Below are 15773 nucleotides of genomic sequence, written 5' to 3'. Positions count from 1 at the left end.
CCGCGCGGAGGGACCCTCGGTCGTGGTGCCCGGAACGTCAGGGCTTACGGGCGACGAGACCCCACTGGTCGACGCCGGGGCCCTCGGGCTCGCCGTCCGGGCGCCAGAACGTGATGGAGAGGAACCCGGGGTCGACCAGCTCCAGCCCCTCGGCGCAGCCGGTGATCTCCTCGGGCTCGCGCACCAGGTAGGGCGGGTTGTCGCCCGAGTCGTACGCCTCCTGGGCCGCGAGGGTCTCCGGGGTCTTGATGGTGTCGCAGATGACCAGGTAACTGCCCGACGGCATCCGGGACATGTACGACTGGACCACCTTGATGCCGTCGTCGGGGAGCAGGTGACCCAGGGTCGACAGCAGCAGCACCGCCACCGGCTGGGTGAGGTCGAGGGTCTTCGCCGCCTCGTCCACCACGGCGTCCGTGTTGGTGAGGTCCTCGTCCACGAAGGCGGTGGCGCCCTCGGGCGAGCTGGTCAGCAGCGCCGCGGCGTGCACCAGCACGATGGGGTCGTTGTCCACGTAGACGATCCGGGACGTCGGGTCGACGGTCTGCGCGACCTGGTGGGTGCTGTTCTCCACCGGCAGCCCGGTGCCGACGTCCAGGAACTGGCGGACGCCCAGACCGCCGAGGTAGCGGATCGCCCTGGCCTGGAAAGCGCGCGAAGCCTTCGCGATGGCGGCCGTCGCCGGGTAGGCGGCGGTGACCGCGTCCGCCAGCTCCCGGTCGACGGGGTAGTTGTCCTTTCCGCCCAGCCACGCGTTCCACACCCGCGCGGAGTGGGGTATGTCGGCACGGATCTTCTTGCGGAACTCAATGTCGTCAGGGGCCATCAGAATCTCCTACTCGCGCTTCAACGGGTGCAGTTGGCCGGGAAGTGACCGGCTGCCCGCACGGCATGACCGTACCTCCACGTGCACCGTGCGCGCGGGTGCCCCCGGAAACCCGTGATCGGAAATGAGTCGTGCCTGGTGAAAGGGCGGGTGACGGCCCGTCACACCGTCGGGTCCGGCGACCTGTGTGCCGGGCGATCGGGGGCCCGGGATCGTGACCCGGCGCGGGGAACGGGGGCCAGGAACCGTGACCGGGCGCGGGGGAGCGGAGGCCCGGAACCGGAGCCGGGCGCGGGGGGAACGGGGGCCGGAACCTGAGCCGGGCGCGGGGGGAACGGGGGCCGGAACCGTGACCGGGAGGCCTCGCGCACCCGGGTCTGTTCGATTCGGCCAGTGCGTCCGGTTCGGCCCCCTTTCGCGGCACCCGGACGCCGAGGACCCTTCCCGCAGGAGAACCGTGCCGACGGCGCCCGGGAGCACCTCCCCCGGCGGGGAGAGCCTCCTCGGTACGAACGCGCCGCGCCGCCGGAACGGCCGTCAGGGATCGCAGGACCGCCCCCAGGGGAGCCGCCATGCCGAGACTTCTGTACGTTCCCGTACTCCCGGTGCGCAGCCATGCCGCCCGGGCCTACCGCGATCTGAGGCCCGCCGTCCGGGACGGCGTCACGCCCCTGTGGAGCCTGCCGCCCCGCCCCGAAACGCGGGGTGCCTCGCTTGCCGCCGCCGTCCGCCGGGAGGTCGCGGAGGTGAGCCGGGTCCAGTCCGGGGGGCCGGCGTGGCTCGACGCCCCCTTCGCCGACGAGGCGCAGGTCGAGGTGCTCGCCGAAGTGTTCGCCGCATACGTGGAGTTCGGCGCGTTCCGGCCGGTGACCGGGCCGCTGCGGCCCGCCGCCCAGCAGGGCGCGGCGCTCGCGACCGCGACGGAGTACGGGCGCCCGCTCGGCATCCGGGTGCCGGTGCCCGGCGAATGGGACCACGGGCTCACCGAGGCGGTGGCCCGGCTGGCGGCACGGGCGGGCCGTGCCGTGGAGCTCGACCTGCTGATCGATCTCGGCAGTGTCCTCGCCGGCCGGCCCGGCGCCCCCAAGGAGGCGCTGCGCGCCCTCGACGCCCTGGTCCCGCTGGCCGACTGGCGCTCCGTCGTCACCATCGGCGGAGGATTCCCGCAGGTGACGGCCGAGATGCTGCACCGGGGCGTACGGGAGGAGCCCCGCAGGGACTGGCAGCTCTGGCAGGAGATACGGCGGAACCCCGCCGGCCGCCTCACCGCCCTCGGGTTCGGGGACTACGGGGTCCAGCCGGCCACCGCCCTCGCCCGCCCGTACCGGCCGGACCAAGGAGGCGGGCCGGAGTGGGGGTACCTGCGCTACACCACCGACCGGACCTTCGCGCTGGTCAAGGTCCTGCACAGCGGACCGGACCGGGCGAGAGCCAACCGTGAGGCCGCACGCGCACTCCTCCGGCTGCCCGACTTCCGTGGCGCGCTGGCCAGTTCGGGGGAGTGCTGGCTGCGCGACTGCGCCCGCTCGCTGACCCACCCGGCCGTGCGCACCGGCTCGGACGGCCCGGGCACGGGCAACGCCGCCACCTGGCTGCGGGTCGGAAACGTCCAGCACATGACCCATGTGGTGCGGAGCCTGGCCAAGGCGTGAGACGCCCGGTCCGCCCGCCGGGCCCAACCTCGGCGTGCGGGCCTTTGGGTCTCGGCTCCGGCGCGCGGGCCTCAGCTCCGGCCGTCGCCGCGCGGGTCCTCCAGTTCGGCGAGCCACGCGGTGAGGGCGCCTTCCAGCGCCTCGGCCCGCGCCGGGGGCAGCGCGGCGAGGAGGCGCCGCTCGTTGTGCATGTGGTCGGTGAACGCCCGGTCGATGAGTTCCCGGCCCGGCACGGTGAGGGCGACGACCCGGCCCCGGCCGTCACCGTCCCCCCGGCGCCGGGTCACCAGCCCCGACCGCTCCAGCCGGTCGATGCGCTTGGTCATCGCCCCGGTGGTCACCATGGTGTGCGCCGCCAGCTCCCCGGGGGCCCGCTCGTACGGGGCGCCGGCCCGGCGCAGCGCCGCGAGGACGTCGAACTCGCCCTCGCTGAGGCCGTACCGCTGGTACACCACGCACAACTCCCGGGTGAGCAGGGCCGCGAGGCGGTGCAGACGGCCGATGACGGCCTGCGGACCGACGTCGAGGTCGGGGCGCTCGCGGCGCCAGGCGGCCTGGATGCGGGCCACGTGGTCGGGCGGCGGGTCCTGGTGCTCGTGGGGCTGCTGCATGGCCCCACCCTAGTGATTAGCTTCCTGGGAAGCTAATATGTCTTCCATGGAAGCCAACGTGCGAGGCCTGCTCATCGCCGCCGTGGCGCCGGTGGCCTGGGGTACCACCTACTACGTCACCCGCCACTACCTCCCCGCCGGAAACCCGCTCTGGGGAGCCGCCCTGCGCGCCCTGCCCGCCGGAGGCCTGCTGTTCATCCTCGCCCGGAGCCGGCCCACCGGCGCCTGGTGGTGGCGGTCCGCCGTGCTGGGGCTGCTGAACACCAGCGCCTTCTTCGTGCTCGTCTACATCGCCGCCCAGCGCCTGGCCACCAGCACCGCGTCGATGGTGATGGCGCTCTCCCCGCTGGTCATGACGGTGACGGCCTGGGCCCTGCTCGCCCAACGCCCCCGCGCCGCCCACCTGGCGGGCGGCGCGAGCGGGCTCGCCGGGGTGGTCCTGATGATGTGGGGCCGTACCGGAGGCGGCGGGACCGGCGGCCTGATCGCGTCCGTGCTCGCCATGCTGGTCTCCTCCCTGGGGTACGTGCTCTCCCAGCGCTGGAGCTCCGGCGCCGGGGTCCTCGCCACCACCGCCTGGCAGCTCTGCTTCGGCGGGGTCCTCCTGCTGGTTGCGGCGGTCGTACGCGAGGGAGCGCCGCCACCGCTGGACCGCCGGGCGCTGCTGGGGTTCGGCTACGTCACGCTCGTCGCCACCGCCCTCGCCTTCCTCGCCTGGTTCGCGGCCCTGCGCCTGCTGCCCGCCGCCACGGTCGGCCTCGTCGGCCTCCTCAACCCGGTCACCGGCGTCCTGCTCGGCACGCTCCTGGCGTCGGAGGGCCTCACCGGCCGACAGCTCGGCGGGATGGCGCTGATCCTCGCGGGCGTGCTGCTCGGGCGGCCGGGCCGGGCGGCCGTCGAACCCGAAGAGGCGACCGCTTCCGGTCCTGCTCCGGGGAAGGGCCGCCCTCGGGCGCGGCTTCGAGGCGGGCCGCGTCAGCTGAAGGCGCGACGGTAGGTCTGCGGGCTGACGCCGGTGGTCTTCTTGAACCGGTCACGGAAGGCGGTGGGCGAGCCGAACCCGACCTGAACACCGATGCGTTCGACGGAATGGCGGGTGGTCTCCAGGAGGTGCTGGGCCTGGCGGACACGTGCGCGGTGGAGCCACTGGAGCGGGGTGGTGCCGGTCTGTTCGCGGAAGCGCCGTATCAGGGTCCGGGTGCTCGTTCCGGCCCGGGCGGCCATGTCGGCGAGGGTGAGATCGGAGCCCAGGTTCTCCCGCAACCAGTCGAGCAGCGGATCGAGCGTCGCCCCCTGGGGGGCGGGCACGTGATCGTGGACGATGAACTGCGCCTGCCCGCCCTCGCGTTCCAGAGGCATGACGGACAGTCGGGCCGCGTCGGCGGCGACGGCCGAGCCGTAGTCACGGCGGATCATGTGCAGACACAGGTCCAGGCCCGCGGCGGCGCCGGCGGAGGTGAGGATCTGACCGTTGTCGACGTACAGGACGTCCGGGTCCACCTCGATGTCCGGGTGGGCGGCGGCCAGGAGACCGGCCGCGGCCCAGTGGGTGGTGGCACGCAGGCCGTCGAGGAGTCCGGTGGCGGCCAGCGGGAACGTGCCCGAGCAGATGGAGGCGATGCGCGTGCCGTTCGCGGCGGCCGCGCGCAGCGCGTCGCGGACGACGGGAGCGAGCGGGGCCGAGAGGTCGGCGGTACCGGGAACGATGATCGTGTCCGCGGCCGCGAGACCTTCCAGCCCCCAGGGCGCGCGCACGGTGAAGGCGCCGGCATCGATCTCCGGCCGTTCGCCGCAGACGCGGATCTGGTAGCCGGGGCGTCCGTCCGGGAGACGGGTGCGGGAGAAGACCTCGATCGGCGTGGACAGATCGAAGGGGATCACCTGTTCCAGGGCGAGGACGGCAATGACGTGCATGGCGAGAAGATACCTGACCCTCGGTAGCCATGACACGGCCCCAGTGCCCCGAGTCCGGTGGTTTGGCCAGTTCAGGGCCTTACCCAGCGTCATGGCGCTATCCCGTTGAAAGGTGTCACTCTTGCCACTGGGGCGCGGGTCGACGCCGGACTAGCGTCGGGAGCGACTCCGGCATCGGCCGGATGCCGACCGCCCGCGAAGGAACTTCCCCATGCATGCCCAGATCGTCCTGTACGACGGCTTCGATCCGCTCGATGTCGTCGCCCCCTACGAAGTGCTGTACGCCGGCGGCACCGCCTCCAACGGCGCGGTGAGCGTGGAACTGGTCTCCGCGGAGGGACCCCGGGACGTGGCCGGCGGCACCGGGGGCCTGGTGCTGCGCGCCACTGCCGCCCTGGATCCCGCACGAGCGGGCCTGATCCTGGTCCCCGGCGCCTCGGGCCGCGTGGGAGAGCCCGGCGAAGTGCCCGACCGCGCGGTGTCGGCCGGGGCAGAGGGGCAGAAAAGCGAGGCTGCGGCCGGGGAAGGGCGGCAGGAACGCGCGACGGAGGCCGGGGAGGCCGGCGAAGGGTGGCAGGACGAGTTCATCCCCGTACTGCTGGGCCGCGCCCTGACGACCGAACTGCCCGCACTGCTGAAGGCGGCCAGGGACAACCCCGAGGTGACGCTCGGCGCGGTGTGCGGCGGCTCCCTCGTCCTGGCCATGGCCGGCCTGCTGGAGGGCCGCTACGCCACCACCCACCACCTGGGCCTGGACCTGCTCGACGCCACCGGCGTCCACGCGGTCGGCGCCCGCGTCGTCGACGACGGCGACCTCGTCACCGGGGCCGGCGTCACCTCCGGCCTCGACCTGGGCCTGTACCTGCTGGAGCGCACGGTGGGCCCCCGGATCGCCCACGCTGTCGAAGAGTTGTTCGCCTACGAGCGCCGCGGCACCGTCTGGCGCAACGAAGGCCCCGCGCCCGCCGGCCTCTGACCGCACGGGCCGCACCGCACCTCAACCGCACCGCACGTCAACCGCACCGCACGCGTAAGGAAGAACAGCACCATGGCCGCAGAAGGCGTCTGGGACCTGTCCGTCTCCACCCCCATCGGCAGGATCGAAGCCGTGGTCGAATTCGCCCGGCAGGAGGGTGTCCTGACCGGGGCAGCCCACGGAGCGGGCGAGGTCGTCCCGCTCAGCGACATCACCCTCGAAGGTGACCGGATCACCTGGAAGCAGGCCATCACCAAGCCCCTGCGCCTGAACCTGGCCTTCGCGGTCACGGTGGACGGCGACACGCTGACCGGCACCTCCAGGGCCGGACGTCTTCCGTCCTCGAAGGTCACCGGCCGGCGCCGCCCTGCCGACCCCGCGACCGCGGAGCGTCGAGCATGACGAAACTTCTCCTCTCCCTGCACGTCCTGGCTGCGGTACTGGCCATAGGGCCGGTCACGGTCGCCGCGAGCATGTTCCCCGGAGCGCTGCGTCGCGCTCACGGTGCCCCGGGCGACCGTGAGGCGCTCGCGGGCCTGCGCACCCTGCACCGCATCTGCCGCGTCTACGCCGGCGTCGGCATCGCGGTTCCCGTCTTCGGGCTCGCCACGGCCGGCAGCCTCGGCGTCCTCGGCGACGGATGGCTGATCACCTCGATCGTCCTGACCACCGCGGCGGCCGCCGTCCTGGGCCTGCTGATCCTGCCCGCCCAGGACCAGGCCCTGACCGCGGCGCAGGCATCGGGACCCGGCGCCACACTGCCCCCGGCCGCCCGACTCGCCATGCTCACCGGTGTCTTCAACCTGCTGTGGGCAACCGTCACCGTTCTGATGATCGTCCGCCCCGGCTCCACCACGGGAGCGTGACCGTGCACCGTCGCCCCCTGCGCATCGCGGCGCACACCGAACTCATCTCGTTGATCGTGATGCTGGCCAACCTCGCCACCGCCCACCTCCGGCCCATCTCCTCCCTGATGGGCCCCACCCACGGCTGCGCCTACCTGTTCGTCGTGATCGCCACCTGGCGGTCGGCGTCGGCCACGACCACCACCAAGGCCATCGCTGTCGTCCCCGGCGTGGGCGGCCTCCTCGCACTGCGCAGGCTCCACCGTCCCGGTGCCACCGGCCGGCCCGCCAAGGGCCCGGCGTGCCCGGCATGATCCGGACACCACCTAACGCGTGGCCGTCGACTGCGCCGTCGCCCCCGCCCGGTAGAGCCGGCGCAGCCGCACCACGCCCAGGTCGTGCTGGTACAGGTTCTCCCGCTGGTCCGCGTCGGCGGGCAGCGCCTCCAGCATCACGCGGTCCTGTTCCAGCACCTCCCAGTGGCGCTTCTCGATCAGCGTCCGGTAGAGGAAACGCCAGGAGGCCCGCTGCCAGTCCGCCACCCGGCGGTAGCGCCAGAAGAAGACACCGGAGCGCTCCTCGTCGACCGGGCAGACCATGCCGACGATGCCGAACGGACCGCCGGGGCCCGCCGACGGCGGGTACGGGATCGACAGGTCGACCCAGTCCACGCCGGTGCGGCAGAGCTCCACCCAGTCGAAGTTGACGCCCCGCTGGTCGGTCTTCTCGAAGAAGTAACCGCGATCGGTCTCGCGGATGCGGAACTTGGCCGTGGTGTCGCCGTCGAACATCGTGTGGGAGTCGTGGTGGAGGAACGCCCCGTGCATCGGGTCGAGCAGGTTCTCCACGGCGTAGCGCCACGGCACGTTCCACTCGGCGTAGCAGAGGAAGGCGGACACCCCGTCGTCGACGAGCGGATCCGGCAGCGTCAGCTCCGGCGGCTCCGGGTGCTCCTCGTCGCCGAAGTACGCGAGGACCGCGCCCGCCACCTCCCGTACCGGCAGCGAGGCGACCAGCTTCTTCCCCTCCAGGCTGCACCCGGGCAGGCCGGGGACGGACGACACGGTGCCGTCGCCCGCCACCTCCACCCCGTGGTACCAGCAGGCGACCCGGTCGCCGAGGTGCTTGCCCAGGGAGAGCGGTGCGCCCCGGTGCGGGCACCGGTCGGCCAGCATCGACAGGGCGCCGTCCGGGCGGCGGAACAGCAGCCACTGCTCGCCGAGCGCGGTCACCCGGCGCATCGCGCCCGGGGCGACGAAGTGCGAGGGGACGACGGGGTGCCACTGGTTGCGCAGCCCCGTGGCGTAGATGTGGTCCGCGGTGGCGGAGGACGACAGCGTCATGGTCAGGCTCCCAGTCGGGTGATCTCGGCGCGGAAGGACTCCTCGGTCCAGGGCGTGCCGTCGGCGGTGTGCACCTGACGAGCGTTCAGGCCACGTACCACGTCGGCGAGTTCGTGGCCCTCCTTGGTGAAGACCTCTTCGAGGGTCGCGGCGAGTTTGTACTCGTACGGGGTCGGCTCGTGGGTCCGGGACTGGTGGACGTCCAGATACGGCCAGGCGCCGGTCGTGGTGTCGGTCATGGTGTCTCCAGGAAGTGCGGGGGGAGGTGTCACAGGTCGAGGACGAGACGGCCGGAGGCGCACCGCGAGACGCAGATCATCATCGTGGCGCTCGCGGCGTGCTCCGCCTCGCTGAGCAGGAAGTCGCGGTGGTCCGGGGTGCCTTCGAGGACCCGGGTCTCGCAGGAGCCGCAGATACCGTCGCGGCAGGAGCTGGCGACCGACAGCCCGGCCTCCTCGGCGGCTTCGAGGACGGAGGTGTCCGCGCCGACGGTGAGGGTCACCCCCGACGTACGGCACTCCACCTCGAACGAGGCGTCGTCGCCGCCGCGTTCGACCACCGGGGCGGCGAAGCGCTCCAGCCTGAGCCTGCCCTCGGGGCAGCGTTCCTGGACGGCGGCGAGCAGCGGCTCGGGCCCGCAGCAGTACACCAGCGCGTCCTCGGGCAGCCCGGCCAGCGCCGCGTCGAGGTCGATGTGGCCCCGCTCGTCCTGCGGGACGAGCGTGACGTCCCCGGCGAGCGCGTCCAGCTCCGAGGTGAACGCCATGGAGGCGCGGCTCCGGCCGCCGTGGACCAGCCGCCACGGCACCTCGCGCCGGGCCGCCTCCCGGGCCATCGCCAGCAGCGGGGTGATGCCGATGCCGCCCGCGACGAACACGTAGGAGCCGGCCTCCTCCAGCGCGAAGTGGTTGCGCGGCTCGGAGGCGGTGACCGGCTGTCCGGGGCGCAACCGGGTGTGCACGTACCGCGAACCGCCCCGCGAGGACGGCTCGTCGAGCACCCCGATGCGGTAGACGTCCAGCGCCTGGGGGTCCCCGCACAGGCTGTACTGGCGGACCCGGCCGCCGACATGGACGTCGAGGTGCGCGCCCGGGGTCCAGACGGGCAGGGGTTTGCCGAGCGGGTCGGCGAGCTCGACGGACAGTACGCCCTCGGCCTCCCACGTCATACGGCGGACGAACAGCTCCAGCGACTTCTCGCTCATGGCCAGGTGCCTCCTTACCGGCGGTTTTGGCGACGGGATCCAGCGGACACGGACTACTGCCCGGGAATCCGCACGGGCGGGGTGAACGGGTTCTTCATCGGCCCGAGGGCCGCCAGGTCGACCTCGACGAGCATCGGACCGCCCGAGGCGACGGCGTGGTCGAGCACCGGGGCGGCGTGCTCCTCGGCGGAGATCCGCGCGTACGGCAGACCGCAGGCGCGCGCCAGCAGCTCGAAGTCGGGGGTCACCAGGTCCACCCCGGAGCGCCGCTCGCCGTACCGGTCCTGCATGTTGCGGAGCACCCCGTACCCGCCGTCGTTGAAGACGATCAGGGTGAGGGGCGGGCGTTCCTGGGCGAGGGTGAGGAGTTCGCCGAGGTGCACGGCGAGCCCGCCGTCGCCCGCGATCACCACGGTCGGGGAGTCCGGGCGACCGAGCGCGGCACCGATGCCCATGCCGAGCCCCTGGCCGATGCCGCCGCCGCGTGGGAAGACGTTGTCGCGCGGGTCGTACATCTCCAGCAGCCGGTTGCCCCAACTGCTCGACGCGATGGTGACATCACGGGCCACCACGGCCTCGCGGGGGAGTGCGGCGCGGATCGCGTCGCAGATCGCCGCCTGCGGGCCGATGGAATCGCGCAGGTTCGCCCGCACCTCGGTGCGGACGGCCGCCACGCGTTCCGTCCAGCCGTCCTCGGCCGGCCGGGCGTGCGCGAGCAGCGCCGTCAGGGCCGCCGACGCGTCCGCGTGCAGGGCGTGGGCGGCGGGGTATACCCGGCCGAGCGCTGCCGCGTCCACGTCTATCTGGATGTGCGACCCGGGGAGTCCGAGGGTGTAGTCCGCCGTCTCGTTCGAGCGGAAGTGCGTACCGACCGTGAGGAGCAGGTCCGCGTCGGCGAGGAGCGCACGCACCGCCGGGGTGGTGGCGAAGTTGCCGATGACCTGCCCGTGGTCCTCGGGCACCGCCCCCCGGCCGGAGTTGGAGGTGAGCAGACCGGCACCCGTCGCCTCCAGCAGCCGGGCCAGCTCGTCCCGGGCGCCGTTCGCCCCGCCGCCCGCCCAGATCAACGGGCGGCGCGCGGCGGCGAGAAGGGCCCCGGCGGCGGCCGCGTCGCTCTCCACGAGCGGGGCAGGCGCGCGGACGGCCGGCTCGGCCGCCTCGTCGGTCTGCGCCGCGTACTGGAGGTCGATCGGCCACTCCACGCTCGCCGGACCGCCGGGCGAGGCGAGCGCCGCACGCGCCGCCTCGCGCAGGATCAGGCCCGCCCGGACGCTGTCCGGCACGCTCGCCGCGTACACCGAGACCGCGTCCAGCATGCCGAGCTGGTCCTTGGTCTCATGGATGAACCCCCGTCCGCTGCCCAGGAATTCGCTCTCCACCTGGCCGGTGATGTGCAGTACCGAACTGCCCGCGGCGAGCGACTCGACCAGCGAACCGGCCGCGTTGCCCGCGCCCGTACCGGTCGAGGTCAGGGCGCAGCCGATCGAGCCCCGGGCACGCCCGTAGGCGTCGGCGGCGTTGACGGCGGACGCCTCGTGCCGCACGGGTACGAACCGCAGTTCGCGGTCGACGGCTTCCACCAGCGGCAGGTTGTGCACGCTGACGATGCCGAAGACGGTGTCGATGCCGAGTTCCCGCAGGACGGCGACGAGGAGATCGCCTCCGTTGTCGTGACGCATGGTGTCTCCTCAGAGGATGGAACGGCCGACGCCGCCGCAGACGTCGATGGCGGTGCCGGTGATGTACGAGGCGCGGGGCGAGAGCAACGCGACCACGGCGTAGGCGACTTCCTCGGCGCGGCCGAGCCGGCCGAGCGCAACCCCGCGGTCGGCGGCCAGTTCCGCCTGCCAGTCCTCGTAGGACTGCCCGGTGCCGGCCGCCGTGTGGCGGCGGGTCCACTGGCCGGTGTCGATGAGCCCGAGGCAGACGGAGTTGACCCGGATGCCGTCGCCGGCCAGCTCCACCGACAGGGACTTGGAGAGGTTGAGAATGCCGGAGCGGGCGGCGCTCGTCGTGATGAGCCGGGTCTCCGGCTGCTTCGCGAGCACCGCGTTGATGTTGACGATGCTCGCCGCAGGAGAGGCGGCGAGATACGGGCGGGCGGCCCGCAACGGGTGCAGCACCCCGGCGAACTTCAGCTCCAGCTCGTCCCGCCAGTCCTCGGCGGTCGAGTCGTCGAGCCCCTTCATCCGGGACTGCCCCGCGTTGTTGACGAGTCCGTCCACGCCGCCGAACTCCTCGGCGGCCCGCTGGACGAAGCCGTGCACCGCCTCGGCGTCCCGTACGTCGCACACCTCCGTCAGCAGCCGGCCGGGCCGGGCGCCGAGTCCGTCGGCGGCCGCGGCCAGCCGTGCGGCGTCGCGTCCGCACGTCGCCACGTCGGCGCCCTCGTCGAGCAGGGCGCGGACCGTGGCCAGGCCGACGCCCGAACTGCCGCCGGTGACCACGTAGGTGCGGTTCGCGAGGCCCAGATCCATGGTTCGTATCTCCTGCGCTTCAGTTCATGGTGAAGCCGCCGTTGACGGCGACCACCTGTCCGGTCAGATAGCGGGATTCCTCGCCGAGCAGGAAGGAGACGATCCCGGTGAGGTCGTCGGGCCGCTGCGGCCGGGAGATGGCCCGGTTCGCCCGGTAGAGGTCGTGGCGCTCGGCGGGCACGGTCTCGGTCGCCTCGCACTCGGTGAGGCCGGGGGCCACCGCGTTCACGGTGATCCCCCGCTCGCCGAGCTCCCGCGCCATCGCCCGGGTGAGCGCGATGACCGCGCCCTTCGAGGCGATGTAGTGGGCGAGCCGGGGCGAGCCGTAGAGCGCCGCGTCCGAGGCGAGGTTGACGATCCGGCCCACCGGGCCGAAGAGCGGGTACAGCGCCTTCGACACCAGCCACGGGCTGCGGGCGTTGACGGCCATCAGCCGGTCCCACACCTCGACGTCGAGGTCCCAGAACTCCTTGCCGCCCACCCCGTTGGCGAGCGCCGCGTTGTTCACCAGGCCGTACAGCGGACCCAGTTCGCGCACCGCGCCGGCCAGGTCCGCCACCGAGGCGGGATCGGCCACGTCGCACCGTACGAAGTGCGCGTCGGTCCCCTCCGCGCGCAGCCCGGCCACCGCGCGCTCGCCCCGCTCCCGCTCCAGCTCGGCGACGACGACCCGGAAGCCGTCGGCGCCCGCCCGGCGGGCCATGGCCAGTCCCAGGCCACGGCCCGCACCGGTGACGACGACCGTGCGCACGCCGTCCGGGGAACGGTCAGCCACGGGTGACACCGTGCATCGGGGAGTACTCCGGGTACGACGGCACCTGCGGCTTCTGGGTACCGATGACCACGCAGAACAGTGCGTCGGTGTCGCCCTCGTTCTTCAGCGAGCGGGTCACCCCGGCCGGCACGACGATCATGTCGCGGTAGCCGAGGGTGCGGTACTCCGCCTCGTCCGGGCCGCGGTGGATGCCGACCTTGACCTCGCCCTCCAGGACGAAGAAGGCCTCCTCGACGTCGTGGTGGGTGTGGGCCGGGCCCTCGGCGCCGGGGGGCAGCAGCATGTTGGAGAAGGTGAACCCGCCGGACGGGATGATCCGGCTGTCGCCCTCGTGGTCGCCGGTCGCGCCGGAGCCGACGTAACGGATCTGGCCGCGCCGGTACTGCGGGCCGGCCTTCTCCTGGAAGGACAGCGTGTCGAAGTCGGCGACGCGCGACTCCTTGGAGGCGATGAGCGAGTCGGTGTACGCGGAGAGGTCGTCGCCGTTGTCGTACGCGGTGGTGGTGAGCGGCATGGGAAGAGCTCCTATTCGGGGATGGACGCGGTGATCCGGAGGTGGGCGAGCACCCAGGCGTTGAAGTGCCCGGGCTGCTCCTGGTTGGCCAGGTGACCGGCGTCGCGGACGATCACGTAGGCGGACTTGTGGACGGCCCCGGCGATGACCTGGCTCGCGTCGACGCCGGTGACCCGGTCCTGGTCGCCGCAGAGCACCAGCGTGGGCGCGGCGACGGAGGGAAGCTCGCTCCGCAGGTCGGCCGAGGCCATCGACTCGGCGGCGTGTGCGTAGCCGGGCAGCCGGACCGAGGCGGCCATGGTGTCCACGACCCGCCGGACCAGCTCGTCCGGCGCGTCGGGGGAGACCAGGCGGGGGCCGCGGGCCTCGGCGAAGGCGCGCGGGCCCAGCTCCGCCAGCTCGGCGGCCCTGGCGCGCATCCCCTCGGCCTTCGCCGGATCGGTGCCGGAGCCGGCGCTCGAATCGGCGACGATCAGGGACGCCACGAGCTCCGGATGGCGGGTCGCGAGGCGCAGCGCGATCACCCCGCCCCAGGAGACGCCGAGGACGTGGGCGCTGCCGCCCCGCTCCCGGATCAGCCCGGCCGCCGCGTCCGCGAAGTCGTCGAGGGTGAGCGGCCCTTCGGGGTCGGGCGAGGCCGCGTACCCGGGGGCGTCCCAGGCCACCACCCGGGCGTGCGCGGAGAGTTCGGCGAGCTGCGGCGCGAACGCCGCCGACGAGGAGCCGATGCCGTGCAGGCAGAGCAGCAGCGGCCCCCGCTCCCCGGCCTCCGCCACGTGGACGGCGACGGGCGCGGTCACAGGATCTGCCCGCTGCGGCCGGCCAGCGCCGCCAGGCCGCGCAGCACCGCGTACGGCACGACCTGGCTGGTCGCCGGGTTCTCGGGGTCGGGCCGGTGCGCCACCTCGAACCGGTACGAGCCGTGCGGGCCGGACGCCTCGATCAGGTGCCGGGTGCGGTGCGCCGCCGGATCGGCGACGACCTGGACCCGCACAGTGTCCAGGTCGCCGACGGCCAGCGCGACCGAGGCGGCCACGTTCGTCGACTTGGGGAATTTGACCGGGACATCGCGCGCGGTACCGGACATGACCTCGACCGGTCCCGTCGCCGTCCGCATCCGGGTCAGCAACTCCTCGTCCATCCACGGCTGTTCGAGGGTCGACGGCAGCTTGGTGGTGGTGAGGCGGACCTCGTCCAACGGGCCGAGCGAGCACGCGGCCTGGAGCAGGTCGAGCCCGCCGACCGCGCCCCCGGTGAAGTACACCCGGCCGGGCCCGGTGTTCAGCAGCCGCTTCGCCAGGTCCTCGTCGGTCAGCGCCCCGCTGGAGGCGATCAGCAGGTCGGTGCCGGAGGCGAGGACACGCTCGCCCCACTCGCGGACGACGCCCTGCCCGGCCGCCTCCACGATCAGGTCGCAGAGCTCCAGGGCCTCCTCGAAGGAGACCTGCCGGGCGGGCGCGGCCTCACCCAGCGGGCGGTTGTCGACGATGCACGCCAACTCGGCCCCCGCCACCCGGCCTTCGGCGAGAGCGGTGCCGACCACGCGGCCGATGGCCCCCCAGCCGACCAGGCCAACCTTGCGTACGGCGCTCATGCGGCGGTCTCCTTCGGTGCGGGTGCGGGTGCGGGTGCGGGTGCGGGTGAATCGGTTGTCGGCAGGGCGTCCACGGGGGCGAGCGGGCCGGGATCGGGCGCTCCGGCCATGTGGCAGCGGATCTCCTTCGAGGGCGCCCCGGCGGTCCCCCAGAGGTCGGACAGCTCCGGGACCCGCCGCCACACCCGGGCGATCCAGGCGTCCTCGACGATCTGGGCGACCTCGGAGGTGTACTCGCAGACCAGCCCGGAGGGATCGGTGAAATACGAGAAGGTGTTGTCGCCCGGACCGTGGCGGCCCGGGCCCCACTGCGGGGTGATGCCGTGGTGGCGCAGCCGGCCGATGCCCCGCATGAAGTGGTCGACCGAACTCATCTCGTACGCCACGTGGTTGAGCGAGGTCCACTCGGCCTGGTTGAACGCGATGCAGTGGTGGTCCGCGTTGCAGCGCAGGAACGCCATCTGGTGCTCCGACCAGTCGGAGACCCGCAGCCCCAGCACCTCGCGGTAGAACGCCACCGCCGCGTCGATGTCCGTGGTGTTGAGCACGGCGTGCGTCACGCCGACCGGTACGGCCTCCTCGCGGCCGCGCGGGGTGACCGCGTGGACCTGGGCGCTGATCTCGATCAGCCGCCCCTCGGGGTCGGTGAAGCGCAACCCGTAGCCACCGCCCACCTGTTCCAGCGGACCCGGCCCGAACACCGGCACGATGGCCCGCGCTTCGAGACGGCGGGCCGCCTCGTCGACCTCGGCGGGGGTGGCCACGGCGAACGCGAGGCGGCCGAGGCCGACCCGGTCCCGCTCGGTCAGGTGGAGGACGTGGTGCTCGTCGCCCGTGCCCCGCAGCCAGCGCGCACCGGTGTCCGACTCCACGGTCGCCAGGCCCCAGACCTCCTCGTAGAAGTCGGCGGCCTCCGAGAAGGCGGGCGTGTGCAGCTCGACGTAGCGCAGGGAGCGGAGCCGGGCGACCGGTCCGGGCGGTGGCTGGTGCATGAGTGTCTCCAGGGGGCGGTGGGGTAGTTCGGCGGCACGCCCTGAGGCGT

General features: G+C 73.3%; 19 protein-coding genes. 6 read left to right on the top strand and 13 right to left on the bottom strand.

What is annotated here, in order from left to right:
- Positions 1 to 37 precede the first annotated feature (37 nt).
- Complete coding sequence (locus ACWCWD_RS15425) at positions 38 to 826, bottom strand: SAM-dependent methyltransferase (RefSeq protein WP_450773201.1); 789 nt, start codon at positions 824 to 826, stop codon at positions 38 to 40.
- 572 nt (positions 827 to 1398) lie between these two features.
- Here ACWCWD_RS15425 and ACWCWD_RS15420 point away from each other — a divergent pair.
- A complete protein-coding gene (locus ACWCWD_RS15420) occupies positions 1399 to 2478 on the top strand; it encodes a beta family protein (RefSeq protein WP_450773200.1) in 1080 nt (359 codons plus the stop codon).
- Between the two features lie 71 nt (positions 2479 to 2549).
- Here ACWCWD_RS15420 and ACWCWD_RS15415 read toward each other — a convergent pair whose 3' ends face one another.
- Positions 2550 to 3089 (bottom strand): MarR family winged helix-turn-helix transcriptional regulator, encoded by a 540-nt coding sequence (locus ACWCWD_RS15415; protein ID WP_450773199.1) that lies wholly within the window; start codon positions 3087 to 3089, stop codon positions 2550 to 2552.
- Between the two features lie 46 nt (positions 3090 to 3135).
- Here ACWCWD_RS15415 and ACWCWD_RS15410 point away from each other — a divergent pair, with 46 nt between their 5' ends.
- Positions 3136 to 4086 (top strand): DMT family transporter, encoded by a 951-nt coding sequence (locus ACWCWD_RS15410; protein WP_450773198.1) that lies wholly within the window; start codon positions 3136 to 3138, stop codon positions 4084 to 4086.
- On the opposite strand, the gene ACWCWD_RS15405 is transcribed toward ACWCWD_RS15410, so the two are convergent.
- Entirely contained in the window at positions 4065 to 5003 is a 939-nt protein-coding gene (locus tag ACWCWD_RS15405; protein ID WP_450773196.1) for a GlxA family transcriptional regulator, read from the bottom strand. The genes ACWCWD_RS15410 and ACWCWD_RS15405 overlap by 22 nt on opposite strands.
- A 211-nt stretch (positions 5004 to 5214) precedes the next feature.
- Between ACWCWD_RS15405 and ACWCWD_RS15400 the strand changes: the two genes are divergently transcribed.
- From ACWCWD_RS15400 to ACWCWD_RS15385, 4 genes are all read left to right on the top strand, one after another.
- Complete coding sequence (locus tag ACWCWD_RS15400; RefSeq protein ID WP_450773194.1) at positions 5215 to 5979, top strand: DJ-1/PfpI family protein; 765 nt, start codon at positions 5215 to 5217, stop codon at positions 5977 to 5979.
- 72 nt (positions 5980 to 6051) lie between these two features.
- On the top strand, positions 6052 to 6381 hold the full coding sequence (locus tag ACWCWD_RS15395; RefSeq protein ID WP_450773192.1) for a hypothetical protein: 330 nt from the start codon (positions 6052 to 6054) through the stop codon (positions 6379 to 6381).
- Complete coding sequence (locus ACWCWD_RS15390; protein WP_450773190.1) at positions 6378 to 6845, top strand: hypothetical protein; 468 nt, start codon at positions 6378 to 6380, stop codon at positions 6843 to 6845. Before ACWCWD_RS15395 ends, ACWCWD_RS15390 begins: the two co-directional genes overlap by 4 nt.
- The gene (locus tag ACWCWD_RS15385; protein ID WP_450773188.1) at positions 6842 to 7138 is read left to right on the top strand and encodes a DUF3817 domain-containing protein; all 297 of its coding nucleotides are present in this window, start codon (positions 6842 to 6844) and stop codon (positions 7136 to 7138) included. The genes ACWCWD_RS15390 and ACWCWD_RS15385 overlap by 4 nt, the downstream gene beginning before the upstream one ends.
- Positions 7139 to 7150: 12 nt before the next feature.
- Here the strand turns inward: ACWCWD_RS15385 and ACWCWD_RS15380 are convergent, their stop codons facing one another.
- Genes ACWCWD_RS15380 through ACWCWD_RS15335 form a run of 10 tightly spaced genes read right to left on the bottom strand, consistent with a single transcriptional unit; the run spans position 7151 to position 15723 of the window.
- On the bottom strand, positions 7151 to 8167 hold the full coding sequence (locus tag ACWCWD_RS15380; protein WP_450773186.1) for a Rieske 2Fe-2S domain-containing protein: 1017 nt from the start codon (positions 8165 to 8167) through the stop codon (positions 7151 to 7153).
- Positions 8168 to 8169: 2 nt separating this feature from the next.
- The gene (locus tag ACWCWD_RS15375) at positions 8170 to 8406 is read right to left on the bottom strand and encodes a recombinase-like helix-turn-helix domain-containing protein (RefSeq protein WP_450773184.1); all 237 of its coding nucleotides are present in this window, start codon (positions 8404 to 8406) and stop codon (positions 8170 to 8172) included.
- A 29-nt stretch (positions 8407 to 8435) separates the two neighbouring features.
- A complete protein-coding gene (locus ACWCWD_RS15370; protein WP_450773182.1) occupies positions 8436 to 9371 on the bottom strand; it encodes a PDR/VanB family oxidoreductase in 936 nt (311 codons plus the stop codon).
- A gap of 53 nt (positions 9372 to 9424) precedes the next feature.
- Positions 9425 to 11050, bottom strand: a complete 1626-nt coding sequence (locus ACWCWD_RS15365) for a thiamine pyrophosphate-binding protein (protein WP_450773180.1) — start codon at positions 11048 to 11050, stop codon at positions 9425 to 9427.
- 9 nt (positions 11051 to 11059) lie between these two features.
- On the bottom strand, positions 11060 to 11848 hold the full coding sequence (locus tag ACWCWD_RS15360) for an SDR family oxidoreductase (protein ID WP_450773178.1): 789 nt from the start codon (positions 11846 to 11848) through the stop codon (positions 11060 to 11062).
- Between the two features lie 19 nt (positions 11849 to 11867).
- On the bottom strand, positions 11868 to 12623 hold the full coding sequence (locus ACWCWD_RS15355; RefSeq protein ID WP_450773176.1) for an SDR family oxidoreductase: 756 nt from the start codon (positions 12621 to 12623) through the stop codon (positions 11868 to 11870).
- On the bottom strand, positions 12616 to 13137 hold the full coding sequence (locus tag ACWCWD_RS15350) for a cupin domain-containing protein (protein ID WP_450773174.1): 522 nt from the start codon (positions 13135 to 13137) through the stop codon (positions 12616 to 12618). The genes ACWCWD_RS15355 and ACWCWD_RS15350 overlap by 8 nt, the downstream gene beginning before the upstream one ends.
- Before the next feature lie 11 nt (positions 13138 to 13148).
- A complete protein-coding gene (locus tag ACWCWD_RS15345) occupies positions 13149 to 13937 on the bottom strand; it encodes an alpha/beta fold hydrolase (protein ID WP_450773172.1) in 789 nt (262 codons plus the stop codon).
- The gene (locus ACWCWD_RS15340; protein WP_450773170.1) at positions 13934 to 14731 is read right to left on the bottom strand and encodes an aspartate dehydrogenase domain-containing protein; all 798 of its coding nucleotides are present in this window, start codon (positions 14729 to 14731) and stop codon (positions 13934 to 13936) included. Before ACWCWD_RS15340 ends, ACWCWD_RS15345 begins: the two co-directional genes overlap by 4 nt.
- Complete coding sequence (locus ACWCWD_RS15335) at positions 14728 to 15723, bottom strand: VOC family protein (protein ID WP_450773168.1); 996 nt, start codon at positions 15721 to 15723, stop codon at positions 14728 to 14730. The genes ACWCWD_RS15340 and ACWCWD_RS15335 overlap by 4 nt, the downstream gene beginning before the upstream one ends.
- Between the last annotated feature and the right edge of the window lie 50 nt (positions 15724 to 15773).

This window comes from Streptomyces sp. NPDC001493 (assembly GCF_053597235.1).
The sequence above is the reverse complement of the archived record's forward strand: the minus strand, read 5'-3'. Positions and strand labels throughout refer to the sequence as shown.

What these genes read in the sequence shown, in the direction of transcription:
- ACWCWD_RS15395 (WP_450773192.1), top strand. Translation starts at nt 6,052, where the DNA reads ATGGCCGCAGAAGGCGTCTGGGACCTGTCCGTCTCCACCCCCATCGGC.
- ACWCWD_RS15340 (WP_450773170.1), bottom strand. Translation starts at nt 14,731, where the DNA reads ATGAGCGCCGTACGCAAGGTTGGCCTGGTCGGCTGGGGGGCCATCGGC.
- ACWCWD_RS15390 (WP_450773190.1), top strand. Translation starts at nt 6,378, where the DNA reads ATGACGAAACTTCTCCTCTCCCTGCACGTCCTGGCTGCGGTACTGGCC.
- ACWCWD_RS15360 (WP_450773178.1), bottom strand. Translation starts at nt 11,848, where the DNA reads ATGGATCTGGGCCTCGCGAACCGCACCTACGTGGTCACCGGCGGCAGT.
- ACWCWD_RS15425 (WP_450773201.1), bottom strand. Translation starts at nt 826, where the DNA reads ATGGCCCCTGACGACATTGAGTTCCGCAAGAAGATCCGTGCCGACATA.
- ACWCWD_RS15400 (WP_450773194.1), top strand. Translation starts at nt 5,215, where the DNA reads ATGCATGCCCAGATCGTCCTGTACGACGGCTTCGATCCGCTCGATGTC.
- ACWCWD_RS15420 (WP_450773200.1), top strand. Translation starts at nt 1,399, where the DNA reads ATGCCGAGACTTCTGTACGTTCCCGTACTCCCGGTGCGCAGCCATGCC.
- ACWCWD_RS15405 (WP_450773196.1), bottom strand. Translation starts at nt 5,003, where the DNA reads ATGCACGTCATTGCCGTCCTCGCCCTGGAACAGGTGATCCCCTTCGAT.
- ACWCWD_RS15380 (WP_450773186.1), bottom strand. Translation starts at nt 8,167, where the DNA reads ATGACGCTGTCGTCCTCCGCCACCGCGGACCACATCTACGCCACGGGG.
- ACWCWD_RS15375 (WP_450773184.1), bottom strand. Translation starts at nt 8,406, where the DNA reads ATGACCGACACCACGACCGGCGCCTGGCCGTATCTGGACGTCCACCAG.
- ACWCWD_RS15335 (WP_450773168.1), bottom strand. Translation starts at nt 15,723, where the DNA reads ATGCACCAGCCACCGCCCGGACCGGTCGCCCGGCTCCGCTCCCTGCGC.
- ACWCWD_RS15365 (WP_450773180.1), bottom strand. Translation starts at nt 11,050, where the DNA reads ATGCGTCACGACAACGGAGGCGATCTCCTCGTCGCCGTCCTGCGGGAA.
- ACWCWD_RS15415 (WP_450773199.1), bottom strand. Translation starts at nt 3,089, where the DNA reads ATGCAGCAGCCCCACGAGCACCAGGACCCGCCGCCCGACCACGTGGCC.
- ACWCWD_RS15370 (WP_450773182.1), bottom strand. Translation starts at nt 9,371, where the DNA reads ATGAGCGAGAAGTCGCTGGAGCTGTTCGTCCGCCGTATGACGTGGGAG.
- ACWCWD_RS15410 (WP_450773198.1), top strand. Translation starts at nt 3,136, where the DNA reads ATGGAAGCCAACGTGCGAGGCCTGCTCATCGCCGCCGTGGCGCCGGTG.
- ACWCWD_RS15350 (WP_450773174.1), bottom strand. Translation starts at nt 13,137, where the DNA reads ATGCCGCTCACCACCACCGCGTACGACAACGGCGACGACCTCTCCGCG.